At 34.8% G+C, this 18,428-nt stretch carries 21 protein-coding genes and 1 riboswitch; of the genes, 4 read left to right on the top strand and 17 right to left on the bottom strand.

Annotation, left to right across the window (positions count from 1 at the left end; translation table 11 throughout):
- Positions 1 to 11 precede the first annotated feature (11 nt).
- The 3 genes from argC to ACLTBU_RS13880 all read right to left on the bottom strand — a co-directional run bounded on the left by argC (position 12) and on the right by ACLTBU_RS13880 (position 3,369).
- Positions 12 to 1,046 carry an N-acetyl-gamma-glutamyl-phosphate reductase gene (gene argC, locus ACLTBU_RS13870; RefSeq protein WP_249331371.1) on the bottom strand — a complete coding sequence of 345 codons (1,035 nt, stop codon included), beginning with the start codon at positions 1,044 to 1,046 and terminating at the stop codon, positions 12 to 14.
- A 188-nt stretch (positions 1,047 to 1,234) separates the two neighbouring features.
- Positions 1,235 to 1,990 carry a hypothetical protein gene (locus ACLTBU_RS13875; protein WP_412219489.1) on the bottom strand — a complete coding sequence of 252 codons (756 nt, stop codon included), beginning with the start codon at positions 1,988 to 1,990 and terminating at the stop codon, positions 1,235 to 1,237.
- A gap of 101 nt (positions 1,991 to 2,091) precedes the next feature.
- Positions 2,092 to 3,369, bottom strand: coding sequence for an alkaline phosphatase family protein (locus tag ACLTBU_RS13880; protein ID WP_177670987.1), 1,278 nt, complete (start codon positions 3,367 to 3,369; stop codon positions 2,092 to 2,094).
- A gap of 220 nt (positions 3,370 to 3,589) precedes the next feature.
- Between ACLTBU_RS13880 and ACLTBU_RS13885 the strand changes: the two genes are divergently transcribed.
- Complete coding sequence (locus tag ACLTBU_RS13885) at positions 3,590 to 3,880, top strand: rhodanese-like domain-containing protein (protein WP_412182869.1); 291 nt, start codon at positions 3,590 to 3,592, stop codon at positions 3,878 to 3,880.
- 48 nt (positions 3,881 to 3,928) lie between these two features.
- Positions 3,929 to 4,008, top strand: a riboswitch (Fluoride riboswitch).
- Positions 4,009 to 4,062: 54 nt separating this feature from the next.
- Positions 4,063 to 5,268, top strand: a complete 1,206-nt coding sequence (locus ACLTBU_RS13890; protein WP_249331369.1) for a cation:proton antiporter — start codon at positions 4,063 to 4,065, stop codon at positions 5,266 to 5,268.
- Between the two features lie 70 nt (positions 5,269 to 5,338).
- Here the strand turns inward: ACLTBU_RS13890 and ACLTBU_RS13895 are convergent, their stop codons facing one another.
- The 5 genes from ACLTBU_RS13895 to ACLTBU_RS13915 all read right to left on the bottom strand — a co-directional run bounded on the left by ACLTBU_RS13895 (position 5,339) and on the right by ACLTBU_RS13915 (position 7,557).
- Entirely contained in the window at positions 5,339 to 5,746 is a 408-nt protein-coding gene (locus tag ACLTBU_RS13895) for a DUF3021 family protein (protein WP_412219492.1), read from the bottom strand.
- Entirely contained in the window at positions 5,739 to 6,194 is a 456-nt protein-coding gene (locus tag ACLTBU_RS13900; RefSeq protein WP_177670991.1) for a LytTR family transcriptional regulator DNA-binding domain-containing protein, read from the bottom strand. The genes ACLTBU_RS13895 and ACLTBU_RS13900 overlap by 8 nt, the downstream gene beginning before the upstream one ends.
- Before the next feature lie 270 nt (positions 6,195 to 6,464).
- Positions 6,465 to 6,860, bottom strand: a complete 396-nt coding sequence (locus ACLTBU_RS13905; protein ID WP_177670992.1) for a HEPN domain-containing protein — start codon at positions 6,858 to 6,860, stop codon at positions 6,465 to 6,467.
- Positions 6,853 to 7,212 (bottom strand): nucleotidyltransferase domain-containing protein, encoded by a 360-nt coding sequence (locus tag ACLTBU_RS13910; protein WP_177670993.1) that lies wholly within the window; start codon positions 7,210 to 7,212, stop codon positions 6,853 to 6,855. Before ACLTBU_RS13910 ends, ACLTBU_RS13905 begins: the two co-directional genes overlap by 8 nt.
- 21 nt (positions 7,213 to 7,233) lie before the next feature.
- Positions 7,234 to 7,557, bottom strand: coding sequence for a DUF1904 family protein (locus tag ACLTBU_RS13915; RefSeq protein ID WP_412219494.1), 324 nt, complete (start codon positions 7,555 to 7,557; stop codon positions 7,234 to 7,236).
- Positions 7,558 to 7,613: 56 nt separating this feature from the next.
- On the opposite strand from ACLTBU_RS13915, the gene ACLTBU_RS13920 reads away from it, so the two are divergent.
- A complete protein-coding gene (locus ACLTBU_RS13920; RefSeq protein WP_412219496.1) occupies positions 7,614 to 8,354 on the top strand; it encodes a putative ABC transporter permease in 741 nt (246 codons plus the stop codon).
- Between the two features lie 46 nt (positions 8,355 to 8,400).
- Here ACLTBU_RS13920 and ACLTBU_RS13925 read toward each other — a convergent pair whose 3' ends face one another.
- Entirely contained in the window at positions 8,401 to 8,844 is a 444-nt protein-coding gene (locus tag ACLTBU_RS13925; RefSeq protein WP_412219499.1) for a hypothetical protein, read from the bottom strand.
- A gap of 202 nt (positions 8,845 to 9,046) precedes the next feature.
- Here ACLTBU_RS13925 and ACLTBU_RS13930 point away from each other — a divergent pair, with 202 nt between their 5' ends.
- On the top strand, positions 9,047 to 9,595 hold the full coding sequence (locus ACLTBU_RS13930; protein ID WP_412219501.1) for a hypothetical protein: 549 nt from the start codon (positions 9,047 to 9,049) through the stop codon (positions 9,593 to 9,595).
- 115 nt (positions 9,596 to 9,710) lie between these two features.
- On the opposite strand, the gene ACLTBU_RS13935 is transcribed toward ACLTBU_RS13930, so the two are convergent.
- From ACLTBU_RS13935 to ACLTBU_RS13970, 8 genes are all read right to left on the bottom strand, one after another.
- The gene (locus tag ACLTBU_RS13935; RefSeq protein ID WP_177670998.1) at positions 9,711 to 10,313 is read right to left on the bottom strand and encodes a cyclase family protein; all 603 of its coding nucleotides are present in this window, start codon (positions 10,311 to 10,313) and stop codon (positions 9,711 to 9,713) included.
- A gap of 81 nt (positions 10,314 to 10,394) precedes the next feature.
- Positions 10,395 to 12,533, bottom strand: a complete 2,139-nt coding sequence (locus ACLTBU_RS13940) for a transglutaminaseTgpA domain-containing protein (RefSeq protein WP_249331363.1) — start codon at positions 12,531 to 12,533, stop codon at positions 10,395 to 10,397.
- Between the two features lie 14 nt (positions 12,534 to 12,547).
- The gene (locus tag ACLTBU_RS13945; RefSeq protein WP_412219503.1) at positions 12,548 to 13,741 is read right to left on the bottom strand and encodes a DUF58 domain-containing protein; all 1,194 of its coding nucleotides are present in this window, start codon (positions 13,739 to 13,741) and stop codon (positions 12,548 to 12,550) included.
- Positions 13,728 to 14,672 carry an AAA family ATPase gene (locus tag ACLTBU_RS13950; RefSeq protein ID WP_177671001.1) on the bottom strand — a complete coding sequence of 315 codons (945 nt, stop codon included), beginning with the start codon at positions 14,670 to 14,672 and terminating at the stop codon, positions 13,728 to 13,730. Before ACLTBU_RS13950 ends, ACLTBU_RS13945 begins: the two co-directional genes overlap by 14 nt.
- A 169-nt stretch (positions 14,673 to 14,841) precedes the next feature.
- The gene (locus ACLTBU_RS13955) at positions 14,842 to 14,934 is read right to left on the bottom strand and encodes a group II intron maturase-specific domain-containing protein (RefSeq protein ID WP_412219506.1); all 93 of its coding nucleotides are present in this window, start codon (positions 14,932 to 14,934) and stop codon (positions 14,842 to 14,844) included.
- Positions 14,935 to 15,236: 302 nt separating this feature from the next.
- Positions 15,237 to 15,392 carry a hypothetical protein gene (locus tag ACLTBU_RS13960; RefSeq protein WP_177671002.1) on the bottom strand — a complete coding sequence of 52 codons (156 nt, stop codon included), beginning with the start codon at positions 15,390 to 15,392 and terminating at the stop codon, positions 15,237 to 15,239.
- Between the two features lie 714 nt (positions 15,393 to 16,106).
- Positions 16,107 to 16,601 (bottom strand): nucleoside deaminase, encoded by a 495-nt coding sequence (locus tag ACLTBU_RS13965; protein ID WP_177671003.1) that lies wholly within the window; start codon positions 16,599 to 16,601, stop codon positions 16,107 to 16,109.
- A gap of 516 nt (positions 16,602 to 17,117) precedes the next feature.
- Complete coding sequence (locus ACLTBU_RS13970) at positions 17,118 to 18,404, bottom strand: adenylosuccinate synthase (RefSeq protein ID WP_249331360.1); 1,287 nt, start codon at positions 18,402 to 18,404, stop codon at positions 17,118 to 17,120.
- Positions 18,405 to 18,428 lie beyond the last annotated feature (24 nt).

Raw genomic sequence — 18,428 nt, forward strand, 5'->3', positions numbered from 1 at the left:
CCTTATTTTTATTAAGCTGGAAAAATAGGTGCATCCTCTAACCCTAAGTCTTCCTGCCATCCCATCATCAAATTCATATTCTGTACAGCCTGACCTGCTGCACCTTTTATCATATTGTCTAATGCACTCACGATAATGACTCTTCCTGTACGTTCATCTACTTTAAAACTTATATCACAGAAATTAGATCCTTTTACCCATCTTGTCTCTGCTACAGCTGTATCACCTAGCAACCTTATAAATTTTTCATCTTTATAGTATTTTTTATAAATATGCATAATGTGTTCATTTGTTACACCTGCTTTAAGCTTTCCATAAATAGTTGCTAAAATTCCTCTATTCATCGGAACTAGATGCGGTGTAAAGGTAAGTGTCACATTTTCTCCTCCAAAGCATAGAAGCTTCTCTTCTATTTCAGGTGTATGTCTATGAGTCGTGAGCCCATAAGCTTTGATACTCTCATTACATTCCGTATAATGACTTCCTATACTTAACCCTCTACCTGCACCAGTTACACCTGACTTAGCATCAATGATAATACTCTCTAAATCTATTACCTTTTCTTTAACTAATGGAATAAGACTTAGAAGACTACATGTTACATAACACCCTGGATTGGCAATAAGCTGTGCTGACTTAATCTTTTCTCTATTCCATTCACTTAATCCATAGATAGCTTCTTCTAGAAGCTCCTCACCAAAATGTTCTACCTGATACCAGTTATCATAAGCCTCCTTGCTAATACGAAAATCTGCACCCATATCAATGACCTTTGTTTTCTGCAGTAACGCCGGCGTTACAATCTTACTCGCAAAGCCATGTGGCAAAGCAATAAAGAGCACATCTGCATCTATTTTATTTAAATCATCTTCTATACATACTTCCTCTACTAATCCCTTAAAGTGCGGATAAACTTTGCTATATGATTCACTTTGATAACTATGTGAAGAAAGATGTGTAAGTTGTACTTTAGGATGTCTGTAAAGTAGCCGCACTAGCTCTGCCCCTACATATCCTGTTGCCCCTAATATTGCTACTTTCATCATTTTCATCCCCCTTAAACTATTTATCAACTTTTTAGAAAATTTATTTTATTAATTATTATACTTATATATAACTAATTATGCAACTTATTTTTAATATTTTTTTATTTTTTTGTATTTATATTCATATAACTTACAAAAAAACTGACCTCATTTTCTGTAAAACACAAAACTAAAGGTCAGTTTATTTATTATTCATTTTCCACTATATCCATAGAGGCATAGTAACTATATAACTCATCTAATTCCTCTAGAGTAAAATGCTCCTGTACCAATTGTTGTAACTTGGCACTATCTTCTTTGCTTACACCATCACTGATCATATTCCATATTTCGTTTATATTGATGTTTTGCACCTTTGACAGAATCATGTTCAGCAATTTAACTTGTTCCGCAAAAGATAAACTGCTAAACATCTCACTTATTACTGCTGCATAATCAACCTGCCCATTCTTTAAAGTATGTCCAATCTGGTCTAAAACATCTTCATCTAGCTGTAAAACATAGGAATCATACACAGTTACTTCTTCAAATTCTAAAGACTCTTCCCCTATTTCAGATGAAGGTTCTATACCACTTTCATCACTCGTATCAGCTGATACATCAGGTGCTATATCATCTTGTACTACTTCCATTGAATCTTCTAGTGGCTTTTCCTCTATTTTCTCTTCAGGTACTATAACAGAAGCTTCTATACTCTCATCTGTTATATCCGCTACCTCATTAGAAGAGCGCTTGGCCTCTTCTAGCCCTTCTCCCATACTACTTGCCTCTTGCTCTAAACTAAGAGGGGGATTCATCACTCTATCATCTTGTTCATATACACTAGGCTTTTCAGTTAGGAAGTATAAACCAAATGCTACGCATAAAAGTATAAATCCTGAACCAGCTAAAAGCCCTAATAAATGTAATAAGCAGCTATTAGTATGCTTCTTTCTCCTCATCATGCAAAGTCAAACTCCTCTCACTCATCTATCCTTTACATTTTTTAGAGTAATTGCCCTAATAGCTGCTTGTTATTCATCTATTTAAAACTTATTTCTCTACCCTAGAAAATAAGTTCTTTTAATACACGTCCATCTGCACCTGGCATTTCAAAACCTAAAAGTGCTGCACATGTTGGCGCAATATCTACATTGCTTGCTTTCTCAATAATACGACCTTTTGGAATACCAGGTCCACTTATTACAAGCGCTGGTTGAGAACCTCTTGTCGGAATATGTCCATGTGTTCCTACACTTGTACGGTAATCTTCATTAGCAACCTTTTTCTCAAATGGATCGCTTAAACGGAAGTTATAACCAACGCCTTCTTTTGCTTCTAATACATATACAAATTGACCATCTAAATTAAATTCATTTTTCACTTCATCCATTGTGAAGATACGATCGATTCTAAAACGTTCTTTATTTGCTTCTAAGTACTCACCTACTTCTTTGATAAGAGCAGGATCACTATCTTTTACATAAACTTGTGCTGAAGCTGCTGCTGAGTGTGCATAAACTTTCCAGTCTGTTACATTGAAGTCTTCATCTACTGTAATCCAGCCCTTTTTAATGAAATCTTGATTAATGTTGATGCTTTCATCGATGTTGACTTGACCGTGGTCTGAACAAATTACAAAGATTGTTTGATCATAAAGCCCTTTTTCTTTAAGTGCATCAAAAGTATAGCCAAGCATTTCATCAATAAATTTAATAGCATCTTTGATTTTTTCACTGTATACGCCATATACGTGTCTGTAATGATCAATAAGTGTCATATGCATAAAGATGACATCTGGAGTAGATTCTTCAATAAGGATTTTACTTGCAAGACCAGAGAATTTATCTGAATCATAATATTTATCTTCTTTCCATGCGTCACTGCAAAGTTCATACATTCTTTCCATAAGGCCCGGTGTAGAGTTGGCAATCATAGAAGCTTTTTTATCATCTGCAACTTGGTGAATACCTGCACGTTGAAGGTTCCAAGTTACATCAGCCCCTACCATTGTCGGCCAACTGTTAATAAGTACTTTAAGACCATGTTTTTCACATTCTTCTGGTAAGATATTCGCATGAATATCTGTACGATTTTCAAACCAATCACCAAATTTCATAAATGGATTAAAAATCTCATTATTTACAACACCATGTTTATCTGGATAAGTACCAGAAATCATAGAAGCATGTGCTGTATAAGTTAATGAAGGGTAGACTGTTTGAGAATTTTTTACAATAGATCCGTTATTTACGATAGGTCCTAAATTAGGGAGTGTTTTCATATATTCTAAGTCTTCAGAAATCATTGCATCAAGTGAAATAACTAGCATTCTTTTTTTCATAGCGTTTCTCCTTATTTTATATTTAATAGTTGATAAATGTATCAAACATTTAACTATACCATACTTATTTATAGCAACTCAAGTCTATTTATAGTTTTATCTTTTCTTAATTTTAATGTATAATAAGAATAGCTATTTAAAAGATATAAGTATCTCTATATATTATGATAAAGATACATATACTTTATTTATATTTTATTTGCATCAAGGAGACAATCTGATGAACCAAATGTATAAAAACTTAAAAGCAGAAAACAATGCTATTATTTTAGATGTTCGAGAAGATTACGAATACAAAGAAGGACACATTAAAGGCTGCCTTCATATTCCACTTCACATGCTTGAAGACCATGCATGTGAAGCATTAGAAGACTTACATCAACCTATTTACGTTTACTGTAGAGCAGGTGTAAGAAGCAAAGTAGGCTGCCATATTTTAGAAAGTCAAGGTTATGATAAAGTTTATAATCTAGGCGCTATTTCTGATTGGCCAGAAGAACTTGAAAAATAGAAAAAAATTTGCTATATAGACTTTCTCATGTTAAAATAACTTTAATTAAATACTAAAGGGAATGAAGTACTCCCTTGGTGAATGAGACCGAAACCGCTAATATTAAAGCTGATGACTTCTGCGCCTAGCAGAGTCACCAGCTTTTTTTTGCGCTTAGGCTCTTGAAGATAAAGGAGGATAAAATGTTACTTACAAGTTTAGCACTTATTTTCTTAGTAGGTTTACTACTAAGTAGTATGATGAAAAAATTAAAATTACCTGATTTACTTGGTATGCTTCTAACAGGTATGCTATTAGGTCCCTATGCACTTAATCTATTAGATCCTAATATTCTTTTAATTAGTCCTGATCTTAGAACGATAGCACTTGTGATTATTCTGCTTCGTGCAGGACTTTCACTAGACCTTGAATCCCTCAAAAAAGTAGGGCGTCCTGCACTTTTAATGTGTTTTATTCCTGCTACTTTGGAATTAATAGGTATCTTACTATTTGCCCCCCTCATCTTTCATATTTCATTTCTCGAGGCAGCTCTATTAGGGACTGTACTTGCTGCTGTATCTCCTGCAGTTATTGTCCCTCGTATGGTAAAGCTTATTGAAGAAGGCTATGGAATAAATAAAAGTATTCCCCAACTCATTATGGCAAGTGCCTCCGTTGATGATATTTTTGTTATTGTACTCTTTACTTCTTTTACAGCCTTAGCAGATGGCGGTCATTTTAATGGTTTAAGCTTTTTAAGTATTCCTATTTCTATTGTAACAGGTATTATAATCGGCATTATTCTTGGCATTGCGCTTACAGTTTACTTTAAGAGTCTCCATTTACGTGATTCTATAAAAGTCATTATTTTATTAAGCATTTCTTTTCTTTTGGTAGGTCTTGAAGACCATCTAGAAGCATTCATACCTTTTTCAGGTTTGATTGCTATTATGTCTCTAGGTGCTTTACTTTACCGTGGCCATGGCCCATTAGCACAAAGGCTCTCTTTGAAGTTGTCTAAACTCTGGATTGCTGCTCAGCTTCTACTCTTCGTATTAGTCGGTGCTACTGTTGATCTGAGTTATGCACTCAAAGCAATCTTACCGTCCCTTATACTTATTGTAATCGCTCTTATATTTAGGGCTTCTGGCGTATGGATTTCCTTATTAGGCACACCCCTGAATCCTAAAGAACGTCTTTTTTGTATACTTGCCTATATGCCTAAAGCAACAGTACAAGCTGCTATTGGTGGCATCCCGCTTAGCATGGGCCTCGCCTGTGGGCCCATTGTACTTACTGTCTCTGTTGTTGCCATTTTAGTAACAGCTCCCCTTGGTGCCTTTTGTATTGATTCTGCTTATAATAAATTACTCTCTTGCAATAACAAGGAGGCAAAACAATTTCATTAGTTTTGCCTCCTTGTTTTAACAGCCTTTTAGGTCGCCCATCACATACATCCCCTCTGGCCTAATGTGCCTTTTACTGATTTAACTGATTTAAAAGTTGATTGATTCTATCTGCCTCTTTCCTACCCATATATCTAAAATAAGAATAGATACCTATATAAATCAATGTAAATGAAATGGTTACACTAATAATATTACTTATAGTAAACTGAAACCAGCCAAACACTTTACCTAGTCCTAAATAAATAATAAGCATAATAGTGTATCCCGTTAACACATAACTTCTATAAGTCTTAAAATTTATCTTAGAAATAAAATAATCTAAGGTATAAAACAAAATAATCATTCCTAATATTTCTAGCATATACATATGATAATCACTAAAATCCCCATGCAAGGCATTAGTGATTGTCGCTGAAAGCATAGCTAGTGTAAAAACTATACAAGTTCCTGGAAAATAAAACTTCATAATTTTATGCATGCTTAAACCTCCCCATTTCTAACTTCTCTTTTAAACTACCGATATAATTACGTGTAATCACTAACTTTTCCCCACTTGCCAAAGTAGCTTCCATACGATGATTCCAAAGTGGACTGACACTTTTTAAATACATACAGTTTAAAATACAGTTCTTACTAATGCGCGTAAAAGAAGTGCTACCTAGCTTTTCTTCTAAAGTATTTAAGCGTTCTTTACTCTCATAAACTTGTTCCTGACTATATAGAAAGGTCTTTCCATCTACACAATCAATGTAATAGATATCTTCTAATGCAATACTATACACCTCATCTCCTATTCTCCCCTCTAGAGAAAAGGAGTATTGTCTAATGTAATCTATCAAATGCTGTAGCCTAGCATCTATTACATTGCAGTTAATAATAACTTCTGTCTCTCCCTGATTTAGACTTTGATTAATAGTCAGCTTCATCTCCCCATTCCTTTCATATTTTGTTTTGTAAGCTTACACTAAAATTATATGAAAAATAAGAAAATGGAACAATAGTTTTACACTTACCTGCCCTAAATAGCTCTTCAAATACCCTTACTCTATTTCTTCTATAAGCTCTAATAGAATCCCATCAGGATCTTTAAAATAAACAGCCTTACTCTTACCAAATCCTTGCATTTTTGATAAAAATCTATAGATCTTTCTAAATTAGATACAGTAACTCCTACATGTGCAATATGTTTAAGCATATTAGCCTTCCTCCTTACAAGAAGTCACTCCACATAACTTTCTTAGGTATTCAATAAACTCTAAGCTTTGAGCTAAGTAATCCTCATACTCATCTGGCTCAAGCATGACATAATCTTCACTTTCATAACGTCTATCATAGTAGCTGTCTGTTAAGAAACGAGCAATTCTTTTATATTCTATAAGCTCAGGAAACTTTTCCTCAAGCTGCGAAATCATAGCCGAAAGGCTATGACTTCTTATAATTTCATTTAAATACTCTCTTATAAGGTGCTTTAAATACTTTTCTGCACATTGCTGGCAATTGATAATTGTAGGGTCTTCCATCCCTTCTATATCTTTAATATGCTGTACAAGAGCATAGTCTGTTCCTGCAAAATCAATCATAGATCTATTCACAGCCTACCGCCTCCTTCAAAGGCATCATATATTTAGCAATCTCACTTTCAAATGAAAGCCTTGAAGCCAGCTCATAAAAACGTGCTTTGCCATATATTTTAACGTCTACCTCATAAGCATATTTAACATATTCTTCGTATTCCTCACATATATCCATACGCAAGTGCTTTGCCTTCTTAGGTGCTACAACCTCATCTATTAAAAATAATAAATCAATATCACTTGTATCTTTTATTTGTTTGCGTGCATAACCACCAAACAGATAAATCTCATAAATATCAAACTGCTTCTGGTTAAAATAGTTATACACTTCTTTTAATCTTTTCTGATAAATCTCTGGAATATCTAACATTCTCTTTCATCTCTTTTCTTATTAAAAATGCTCACCATTTTCATAATACGCCGTTTCCTGAAGCGGTATAAAATAAACCTCTAAACATTCTGCCTCATCCCCGAAGTGTTTCATCATACATTCTGCTACTTCATCTTGTACTTCTTGACCTCTATCAAACCATGCCACTTCTATAAGTGTAGGCGCTTCCACTTCTTTTCCTTCATAAATAAATGTACTATGCATACACTCTATAGTGAAATAATCTTTAGGACATCCAATAATGTGATGTAAATCTTCTACAAGTTTGCTACTTACTTGTTTTATTTTATTCATTTGAATTCCTCTTATACGAATCATTGGCATTTTGTTATGCTCCTTTACTCTTTTATCTATTACTATTTTACCTAGGGAGGTTGTATATGTCACCTTTTTATATCTTTATTTTATACTTTGCTATCTACAGCATTTTAGGATGGAGCTGCGAAGTGATTTATTGCTCTTTGCCTGCTAAGCATTTTATTAACCGTGGTTTTCTCAATGGACCTTACTGCCCTGTATATGGTATTGGTGCACTTATCGTCCTTTATCTACTGGAACCTTACAAGGCTTCTCCATTTCTTGTGCTTTTATTAGGTATTTTTCTTACAAGTTTACTCGAATATATAACAAGTTATATGTTAGAAAAGGCCTTTCATGCACATTGGTGGGATTATTCTAAGCGTAAATGTAATATTCATGGTCGCGTCTGCTTACTTAACTCTACTTTATTCGGTATACTTTCTCTTCTTATTATCTACTTAGTTCACCCAGCAGTTATGAAATTTATTCTACATATTCCAGAGAATGCTCTACCTCTTATAGTTATGGGCTTTGAATGTCTTTTCTGCATTGACCTAGTGGTAACACTTTATACCGTAAGCTCGCTAAAAGCACGAATCTATTCTATCTCAGAAATCAGCCAGCTCCTTAAAACCAAACATGATATTACCTTAAAGCCTAAAGCTCTTCGCACCGAGCTCACCCTATACTTAGAGCAAGAACTTAGCAAAAAATTATCTAAGAAAAATATTCTTCATCAACGTCTTTTAAATGCCTTCCCTCATATGCAATTTATCCATTTAGAAGAATATATGGATAAACTTCGTAAACGTCTTAAATAGTTCCTAATGTAAAAGGGACTCCCCATTTCTGGCTAGTCCCTTTTGTTTATGCTTTATCCTGCCTTAAATATTTCTTAAGTTCTTGAATATTTCCCTCTTCAAACTGTAATAACCGCTCTGCTAATGCACGAATTTCAGGGTTTACCTCTTTGTAGCTATTGAGCTGCTTACATAAATTGATTATTCCCATAGTACTCCCTTGTATCATCATTTCTGCAAAGTGAGAAGCTGAATGATTAGTTAATGTAGAAGCTTTAATCATAAGGTAAGTCCTTATTTGATCAAATTTACTAATTCCTTTTGGCTCTTCCTCACTTCCTTCCATAAGGCGTACTGCTTCTTGATTAATGACTTTATAGCCTCCTCTTTGTTTAAGTAATACCTGTTCAAAAGGTACATCTCCTGCAATTTCAATGAGTTCATCTAATGTATTTGTTCCCATCTCAGAATTTTGAAAAATAAAATTAAGTAGTTCTGTATTGGCGTCCATTTTGTCACCTCATTTTAAGCTATATTTTCTAGCTATTAGTATAGACAAAAATTTTCCTTTTACTCTTAAATACAAAAAGAGGAATACAATGAAGCGTTTATTTCTATAGGGTACCCCTTTAGAATAAACGCTTCATTGTATTCCTCTACATTTTTCTTTATAATATCTTCATATAGATAAATCTACTTTAAGGGGATGACGTATGAAAACAATTTATATTATGCTTAGTAAAACAGAAAGTATCTTTTGCTCTTTAATTACTTCCTATACCCATGAGCCTTATGCTCATGTTTCACTTCTCTTTGATGATAACTTTTCAAATGGGTATAGCTTTAGTAGAAAAAAAATTCGTAATCCCTTTATAGGTGGATTTATGAATGAGAATTATCCTAGATGGGTCGCTGCTTTTCCTAAAACAGAATGTCTCATGTACACACTTGATGTGACCGATGAATCCTATCACTTGCTTAAACAGCAAATTGAAAATTTTAAGTCTGAACAGAAAAAATATAAATATAATGCACTAGGTGTTATAAGTTATATGTTTAATGTAAAACTTCATCCTAAAAATAGCTATTTCTGCTCTCATTTCGTTTCTTACATACTTCGTGAAGCTAAAGCACTCTATTTTGACAAAGACCCTTTCTTTACAACAGCTGGAGACTTTAGAAGACATCCTGATTTACACCTTATTTATGAAGGCTATCTCAACAAGCTTGTAGATAACCCAGCTCTTGCTAGAGCCGCTTAAGTATGTGAAATCATAGGACTTAATATGCTTTCCTTATCCTTCCACGCGAAAAACTGTTTCTAAATTATTCTTTCTCTCTTTAAAATATAAAATTGTAAATAAAAAGAGCAGCCTTTTATGAATGGTTGCTCTTCTCATCATCATCTTCTGGTTGCACAGCTACAACTCGGCATCTAATCCCCGTCGCTTCTGGTTCTTCATGCCACATGGTTAAGACTTTGCATACTGTATCTGGATTGATCTGATCTAAATTCTTCATGTTTTCTACAACATAGATTCCTTTTGATTCACACATTTTATCCGCTTGTACATGTTCATGACCGCGTCTCATATCTGGTGCATCAAGTCCTATGAATCTTACTTTCGAATCAATCAGTTCCTCTATAAGTTCCCATGATAAAATCGGACTTTGTCTAAAGTATAGTCCACTACCATAAGGATGTCTCTCAATCGCTCCTGTACGAATCAGTACAAAGTCTCCTGGTTTTACATAGTCTAAATCAACATCATCACTTGTGATTTCCCCTTCAGTAACATGACTTGCATCTAAGAGAACACCTCTTGTTTGCATATAGTCTAAAGGAATATTAGGTTTATCATAAATATCAATATGTGTCCCAACATGTCCCATTACAATTTCCTTTTTAAGCTGTGTCTGTGCCCATTGATATGCTTTATTGGTCTTTCTCACGGTTAATGTTAAATCTATGTATTTCATTATAATCCATCTCTTGTTTTAATAAGATTTGTAAATTATTTACCGTCATATTATACCAATATTTTACTATTAAAGTCTACTCTAATCTTGTTTTTCTCTAAACTTTAATTTTTTTCTGCACTGTTTATAAAATTGTCTCATCATTTTTACTTCTTCTATAGAGAGTTCTACCGGGCTATACTGTGCCTTCAAATAAATTTCTGTACACATCATCATAGTAAGGAACTCTATCTCAAAAAGTTCATCCATACGACTAGCATACATTATTTCTGTTTCTCCTGGCTCTATAGCATACCCTTTACGGTAAAGTTCTTTTAAGCTTAGGTGATAGAAATAACATATAGCTCCATTGGGGGACATTTTTTTCATACGCCTATATTTATGTATATAAATACCTACTCTCAATAGGATTAAAATACCTATAATACCTCCTATGCCAGTAACATAAATTCTATAATCTAACTGAATATTTTGTCTTGGTATCGGATCTATCCTATCAACTCTAGTCCTTTCCTCTATCAGAGGCTGCACATAATATGTATCTTGCTGTGAATTCATATAACCTCTTAAATCACTTTGATAGCTAGCAGTAGGCTCAAACATAGCCCATCCCATACCTTCAAAATAGACTTCTACCCAGGCGTGTGCTTCTCTGCTTGTGACAGTATAATTATTTTCTCCGCCACTCGACTCTTCTGGTATAACGTAACCTTCTACATATCGGCTTGGTATACCTATACATCGCGTTAATACAGCCATAGCTGTTGCAAAATATGTGCAATATCCTTCTTTTATTTCGAATAAAAATTGGTCTACAAAGTCCTGTGTCCTACTTGTTTCCCCTGGCGTTAAAGTATATGTATAGTTTCCTGCTAGGTAAGCTTCAATAGCACGTACCTTTTCATAAGGCGTTTGATAATCCTTAGTAATCATTTCAGCCAGCTCCCTCACCCTATCCGTTACACTTTTAGGAAGCTGCGTATAGCGCTCTCTTATAAAATCTGCTCGCTCTATAAAAACATCCAATTCTCCTGCAAAAGGGTCTTTTCCCATTATCTTTGCTTCTTTATAAAGGCCTGGCTGACTTTTTTTCATAGCTTCCTCAAAATATGGACTTTTGTATCTCGGTATATAACTTTGTACTACATAAATAAAGCCTCTGCCATAAGGATAATCTAGAAAAAGTGTATCTTCGTTTTCACAGTAAACACTGTATCCATTACGCGATACTGCTAAATTATTCATTTTAGGCGGAACAAACAAAGACCTTGTTCTTATATCTTTATAAGTAATCCTATAGGCACTACCTTCAAAAAGTTTCTCAAAAGGCTCCTGTGATAGAAGCTTACTTCCTAAAAGCGCTTCCTGGGTATCTTTAAGCGCATGTGAACCTATGAAAAACCGATTAGCTTCTTCTTCATAATTAGTCCATCCATGACCTGTATAAACAGCCTTTGTCCCGCCTCTTAAATAAGTCTGACTTGGTGCTACTACATTTAGAATCTCCTTATCATCTAACGTTAGATCTCCACCTAATCTTCCTGTATAAGGATAATATTCGCTGTATCTGTACGTTCTACTTTCATGAGCTTCTTTATCAAATAGATTATGTAAAAAAGTAAACTTAATAGGCACTATATATGCACTAATATAGGTTAACCCCAGTACTATACTCATAAATATTCCAATGCTTTTTGCGTAACTCTTAGCCTTCGAGTGCATCTTTTCATAGTAATGATAAAAGTAATAACACAAACTCATGAAAATAAAACTTTCTATCCCCAAAGTAGGCATTGGAAACTTTTGTATAATATAAAGACCACAAAATATACTTCCTACTCCAACCGGTATGAACCATTTAATTTTTTTGATTGTAAAAAAGTATACTAACCAAGTTACTAAAAGGCTCATACCTAAAAGCATCTGATTTCTCCTTATAAAAAACACAATACGCCAATATACTGTAACCAAAAGGCCTTCACTATATAAATAAAAACCTAATACTACTCCCCCTATAACAAACACCAACAAACTTATTACAAAAGTCTTTATACTAGTTCCAAAAGCTATAGCTATCAACATACAGCCTGCTATTGTTATGAAAATAAAGCCAGGCTTTTGATCAGGCCTAATAGCATAAAGGAGGTTATAAACTAAGCTAAAGCTCATGCCTAACATAAGGCATACTAATAAACTATACTTCATTATTTTTTGTCTCATAGTTCCCCCCTACCTTATAACACTTTCTCCGGTTCATCTTCAAAACCCATATAGATGCAGACTACAGAAAGCTTATATAAAGCCTTTAATACACTCTGACACACCTCATCTTCCTCTAGTTTATCTTCATAAGGACTTACATATACCACAATGACATGGCACCCTTCTCTTACTAAGGCCTCTACTTGCTGATAAAGCCCATAAGTGACCTTAGCTGTTATAAGCACCTGATTACTTCTTATCGCCCTCTGACTAAGACTAAGGGCAATAACCTCCTCAAGAGCTATCTCTGAATCAAACTTAAGCTCGGAAAGTTCCTTATAAAGCATATGGAAGGCATTTTCTTCCCTAGCACTATATGTCATAAGCTTTTTTGTATGATAGATAAACTGTATAGGCATACTGTTTCTAAGGCAATAATAGCTCACTGCTACCATACACTCAATAAGTTTGTCCTCAATAACAGTATTCCTTTCTATATCATAAGGATGTTTAGTCAAATCAAGAAACAGATAAGTATGAGAAACAGATACACTTTGCCTTTCCTTCATCATCAGCTCCTGCTTTTTTGCAGTCATCTTCCAATGAACCTGTTTCATGCTATCGCCATAAACATAGGGACGAATACTGGAAAATAGACCTCCCCCTCCTATAGATGTCTCTCTTTCTATATCTAAATTTTGCCCATCTTGATCTAAAAGAGGAAAGTAACGAAGTGGAATAATACGGGGATAAACTGTTACAAACTTAGGATTCATCACCTTACAAGAAATTCTAAAAAGTCCTAGAAAATCTTTAACATAAATCTGTCTAATGCCTATCTCATAATAGCCCCTATATTTACATTGCACCTGGTAATCATAAGTTTTCTTCTCTCTTCCACCTATACTCATACACTTACTTTCAAAATACTGATTCAGAATACTATCTACTCCATAAAAAATTACTTCTATATCTGGATAGACCCATCTACTCTCATTATGAATACTGAATAAAAACCTAATCGATTCTCCTTTTGTAATAAATTTCTTATCCACCTCCTGTGTATAGGTAAGCGTAGCATATACCCATAACATATAAAGAAGTGAAGCAATAGGTAAGAAAATCAATGTGTAACCAAACAAGGATATAGCCGGACTCTTATAAACATAGCATAAAATCATACCTATTATGAAAACAATCCCATAGCAAATTCTATTTTTCAGCATAGGCTTTTACCTTCGGTAGTCTAATTTCCTCTAAAATATAATGAATAATATCCTCATTAGCCTTGTTTCTCAGCTTTGCTTCATGCTTAAGCTGAATACGATGAGACAATACGTATGGTGCCATTTTTATAATATCATCTGGAAGTATATAATCTCTTCCATTAAAAAAGGCAAGTCCCTGAGCCGCATGCAATAAACTTAGAGCTCCTCTTGGACTTACCCCTAGTAGGACATCTTTGTGCACCCTAGTCTGTCTTACAATCTCAACAATTAAACTATAAAGACTTTCTTCTACATATATTTTTGATACCTGCTCCTGAATTTGTAAAAGCTCTTCACTACTTATAACAGGCTGTAAAGTATGCAAAGGATTATCTGCCTTATACTTAGCTAGCATTCTCTCCTCATCTCTCACACTTGGATAACCAATACTTACCTTCATTAAAAATCGGTCCATCTGCGCTTCTGGCAAGGGGAAAGTCCCTAAGTAATCTACCGGATTTTGTGTTGCTAACACCATAAAGGTTTTAGGCATTTTATAAGTTACACCATCTACAGTAACTTGTCTTTCCTCCATCGCTTCTAATAGACTTGCCTGCGTTTTAGGCGATGTTCTATTAATTTCATCTGCTAAAATAAATTCTCCAGATAAGGTACCTGCTTTATATTCAAACTCTCCCGTCTTTTGATTATACATAGAAAAGCCTGTTAAATCTGATGGCAATACATCTGGTGTAAACTGAATACGTTTAAGTCTTCCCGATACAGATTTTGCTAAAGCTCCTGCTAAAGTTGTTTTACCTACTCCCGGCACATCTTCAATAAGCACATGCCCCCTACATATAAGCGCTATACTTAATAACTCAATAACCTCTCTCTTTCCCACTATAACTCTCTCAATATTCTCTACTATCTTTTGTACACTTCTCACGGTGCCACCCCCAAATGTAACTCTATTTTTATAATATTATATCATAATCCATATTTTCTTAAGAATCATCAAAGTAAACAAAAAGTAAGACAGTTTTATTGTAGCCTTTTCTTGTATTTGCATATTCCCATGCCTTCCATTTATTGATTCCATAGTGCGTGAGCATCCTCTATGTAGTTTTAACTTTCTTCCATTGTTTCCAATAGACCATTCTTATTCGTCGCCTCATCCATTCGTCTGTTCTAACTAGCAATTGTTTCATATCTGCTAATTGCCTTTGGATGTACCTGTAATCTCATACTCATCTTATGTTTATAGAATGAAAATCCTAGGAATTTTACCTTTCCTATGTAGGCAACCTCAGTTTTCTCTCTATAAATGGTATGATATTTCTTAAAGTACGTTCCGCACTTCTTCTACTTTTACACAGAATCATCATGTCGCCTGCGTATCTTACAAATTTATGTCCTCGACGTTCTCATTCTTGGTCTAGTTCATTAAGCATGATGTTACTCAGTATAGGACTTAGGGGGACCACCTTATGGTACACCTACTCCTATTTCTTTAAATATATGTTTCTCTACCATTCCAGCCCTCAGAATTCCATACTGTGAACTTTTCTAGTACATACCAGTCTATCTTGTTCAGTTGTTTACCTGCATGTTTTAAACCATAATAGTTCCTAAATCCTACTAGACGTCTATTCACTATCGCATTCACTCACTCTTACCTCCTCCATGGTCCTCGCCCTTATACGCAAGGCTCGACTTCCTCTTTATCTCTTTAACAAGAGTCCTTTTTAACGATACGGCAGAATTCACTTAATGTTACAACCTGCATTTTCACTAGCATTCTGATGAACACATTACCCTCACGCTTCAGACCCAACATTTCTGCTACGCCTGGTGATTAGTTACTAGGCTCCTTGGCGATTACCTAGTCAGGACTTTCACCTGCAAGCATAGTCCAGCTTTTCTGGACGCACCACATAAAAACAGGACTGCCCTTTAGGCAGTCCTTATAAAATATACGTTCCCGACTGGAATCGAACCAGCGTCCTACCGTTTAGGAGTAACCCCGATCAGGCATCAGCAAGTGATGTCTGGTATTAAAAAATCCTGTTATTTCAGGGCTTTTTCAGTGTTTCATATCCCACTGATACTACTGTGTGATAGCTCGTACAAGGGGATTTTAAGGCGGCTATCTGGCAAGTAATGAGCTGACTTCTCGAAAAACGGGTAAGGTTATGAGTGCAATTCCGAACTACACAATGCTGTGTAATGATTGCCTGTGAGTTATAATGATGCACAGTACAAATTCAAAGTGTAAATGACTTTATACCATGATTAACTCTATGTATTATAGCTTGAAATAATGGTGTTTTGTCTATACTTATAACTCCACAACACAATAAACAAGATATTTAAGGTTTTCTTATTTATTATTCCAATATCCTATATGTGGCTCGACAATTTCTTTCGCTAATTCATCATCTGCGATAGGACCGATAACTTCAATGGGTTTTTGTCCTCTTGCGATAATCTCTCTACATGGCATATCAAAAGTTGGATTTTCCGCATCACTTCCAGTTAACTCCAATAGTTTTTTCTCACTGATACCATAAACAATTCTCCCAACATTGCCCCAGTAGATTGCACCAGTACACATACAGCAAGGTTCTGCTGTAGAGTATAACGTACAGTTCCATAGAAAGTCTTTTGAATAGTGTTTAACGGCTTTTCTCATAGCTGTTGTTTCTGCGTGTCCTGTACATTCTTTATCAGTAACCTCGATGTTTCCAGATTCAATAATTATCCTACCTTCGTTATCTACAATCAATGCACCAAATGGATGATTCCCGTTTTTTAGGGATTCAATAGAAATTTCTATACATCTTTTTATGTACTTAGCATGTTCTAAATCTTTCACAATATTTCCTCCTAATACAAGTTACTAAATTCAACAAAAAAAGGTAGCCCTACCATCGGGCTACCTTTATCAATCCTTGGTTTTTATATAATAAGCCCTATGCAAGATGAGTAGCATATTCCATCTACCTAATGAGTCTCTTGCGGGCACCATTATTATGAACCATAATATTGATTTTCTGTTGTTGATTATTATAAAATATTTGAGATATAAAGTCAATAGACTGAAAACGTAATTAAGAACCTAGATCATACATTAGCAAATATGAAATCGAGTAGGAGGTAGATAATGAGTTTATCTACCGACCTCTCACACCACCGTACGTACGGTTCCATATAAAGCGGTTCTTTAGTTTACACTAACTTGTCTATAATACTCAGTGAGATATAAGTATCCTAGTTTCTTCAATGTTTGGTTGTCTATGCTACAACTTAAGATTGGGCTGTTGGAGGTTCTCCAGTACCGTCTGCCTGTATATATTCAAAAACTCTATTTTAATTTTATCTAAATTCTATTTTACTTGAAATTTCTTAGGATGATATCATCACGTTTTGGTCCGTTAGAAACAAGTGTTACAGGGTAACCTAATTTTTCTTCTACGAACTCTACGTATTTTTTAGCATTCTCAGGAAGATCATCATAGTTTTTAATACCACTGATGTCACATTTCCATCCATCTAAATAAGTAAGAACTGGCTTTGCTTTGTTAAGCTGTGGTGTCGTTGGAAATACATCTGTTACAACGCCATCAATTTCATATCCGATACATACTGGGATTTTATCAAGGTAACCAAGTACATCAAGAAGTGATAACGCTACATCTGTTGTTCCATGAAGCATACAACCATATTTTGTTGCTACAACGTCAAACCAACCCATACGACGTGGTCTACCTGTTGTTGCACCATATTCCCCACAGTCTCCGCCGCGTTTTCTAAGTTCTTCTGCTTCTTCCCCAAAGATTTCACTTACGAATGCGCCAGCACCTACTGCTGATGAGTATGCTTTAACAACTGTTACAATTTGTTTGATTTCATGTGGTGGAATACTTGCACCAACTGTTGCAAAACCTGCAAGTGGTGATGAAGATGTTACATATGGGTAAATACCATTGTCTGTATCTTTTAATGCACCAAGTTGGCCTTCAAGTAAAATGTGTTTACCTGCTTTAATAGCATCATTTAAGTAGTAAGCAATGTTTGCTACCATTGGTTCAAGGCGTTCACGATATTTAACCACTTCATCAAAAACTGCCTTTGGATCAAGAAGCTCAGTACCTTGGTAAAGAGATTTAATAGTTTGATTTTTAATTTCACAAACTTTTTCAAGTCTTTCCATTAAAATTTCATCATCAAACATTTCACCAACTTGAACACCAATTTTTAAGTATTTATCTGAATAAAATGGTGCAATACCTGATTTTGTAGAACCAAAGCTTTTATCTCCAAGTCTTGCTTCTTCTAATTGGTCAAATAATATATGGTAAGGCATAAGAATTTGCGCACGATCTGATACAAGAATATTTGGCATTGGCACCCCACGACTTGTAAGTCCATCAAGTTCTCCAAATAATTTGCTTAAATCAAGAGCTACACCTTGGCCAATAATATTTACAACATCTTTTCTAAATACACCTGATGGTAATAAGTGAAGTGCGAATTTACCATATTCGTTGATGATTGTATGACCAGCATTTGCACCACCTTGGAAACGAACGATAATGTCTGCATTTCCTGCTAATAAATCTGTAATTTTACCTTTTCCTTCGTCTCCCCAGTTGCCTCCAACAATTGCACTAACCATTTCAAGTTCCTCCTAAGATTTCAA

The organism is Zhenhengia sp. (genome assembly GCF_046966505.1).
Classification (GTDB): Bacteria; Bacillota; Clostridia; order Lachnospirales; family Cellulosilyticaceae; genus Zhenhengia; species Zhenhengia yiwuensis.

Bases quoted from the DNA above. Each gene is read 5' to 3' on its own strand.
- ACLTBU_RS13900 (WP_177670991.1), bottom strand. From the start codon at position 6,194: ATGAAGCTGACTATTAATCAAAGTCTAAATCAGGGAGAGACAGAAGTT.
- ACLTBU_RS13970 (WP_249331360.1), bottom strand. From the start codon at position 18,404: ATGGTTAGTGCAATTGTTGGAGGCAACTGGGGAGACGAAGGAAAAGGT.
- ACLTBU_RS13955 (WP_412219506.1), bottom strand. From the start codon at position 14,934: ATGAAACAATTGCTAGTTAGAACAGACGAATGGATGAGGCGACGAATA.
- ACLTBU_RS13935 (WP_177670998.1), bottom strand. From the start codon at position 10,313: ATGAAATACATAGATTTAACATTAACCGTGAGAAAGACCAATAAAGCA.
- ACLTBU_RS13925 (WP_412219499.1), bottom strand. From the start codon at position 8,844: ATGGACGCCAATACAGAACTACTTAATTTTATTTTTCAAAATTCTGAG.
- ACLTBU_RS13890 (WP_249331369.1), top strand. From the start codon at position 4,063: ATGTTACTTACAAGTTTAGCACTTATTTTCTTAGTAGGTTTACTACTA.
- ACLTBU_RS13885 (WP_412182869.1), top strand. From the start codon at position 3,590: ATGAACCAAATGTATAAAAACTTAAAAGCAGAAAACAATGCTATTATT.
- ACLTBU_RS13875 (WP_412219489.1), bottom strand. From the start codon at position 1,990: ATGATGAGGAGAAAGAAGCATACTAATAGCTGCTTATTACATTTATTA.
- ACLTBU_RS13920 (WP_412219496.1), top strand. From the start codon at position 7,614: ATGTCACCTTTTTATATCTTTATTTTATACTTTGCTATCTACAGCATT.
- ACLTBU_RS13940 (WP_249331363.1), bottom strand. From the start codon at position 12,533: ATGAGACAAAAAATAATGAAGTATAGTTTATTAGTATGCCTTATGTTA.
- ACLTBU_RS13930 (WP_412219501.1), top strand. From the start codon at position 9,047: ATGAAAACAATTTATATTATGCTTAGTAAAACAGAAAGTATCTTTTGC.
- ACLTBU_RS13880 (WP_177670987.1), bottom strand. From the start codon at position 3,369: ATGAAAAAAAGAATGCTAGTTATTTCACTTGATGCAATGATTTCTGAA.
- ACLTBU_RS13895 (WP_412219492.1), bottom strand. From the start codon at position 5,746: ATGCATAAAATTATGAAGTTTTATTTTCCAGGAACTTGTATAGTTTTT.
- argC (WP_249331371.1), bottom strand. From the start codon at position 1,046: ATGATGAAAGTAGCAATATTAGGGGCAACAGGATATGTAGGGGCAGAG.
- ACLTBU_RS13910 (WP_177670993.1), bottom strand. From the start codon at position 7,212: ATGTTAGATATTCCAGAGATTTATCAGAAAAGATTAAAAGAAGTGTAT.
- ACLTBU_RS13945 (WP_412219503.1), bottom strand. From the start codon at position 13,741: ATGCTGAAAAATAGAATTTGCTATGGGATTGTTTTCATAATAGGTATG.
- ACLTBU_RS13915 (WP_412219494.1), bottom strand. From the start codon at position 7,557: ATGCCAATGATTCGTATAAGAGGAATTCAAATGAATAAAATAAAACAA.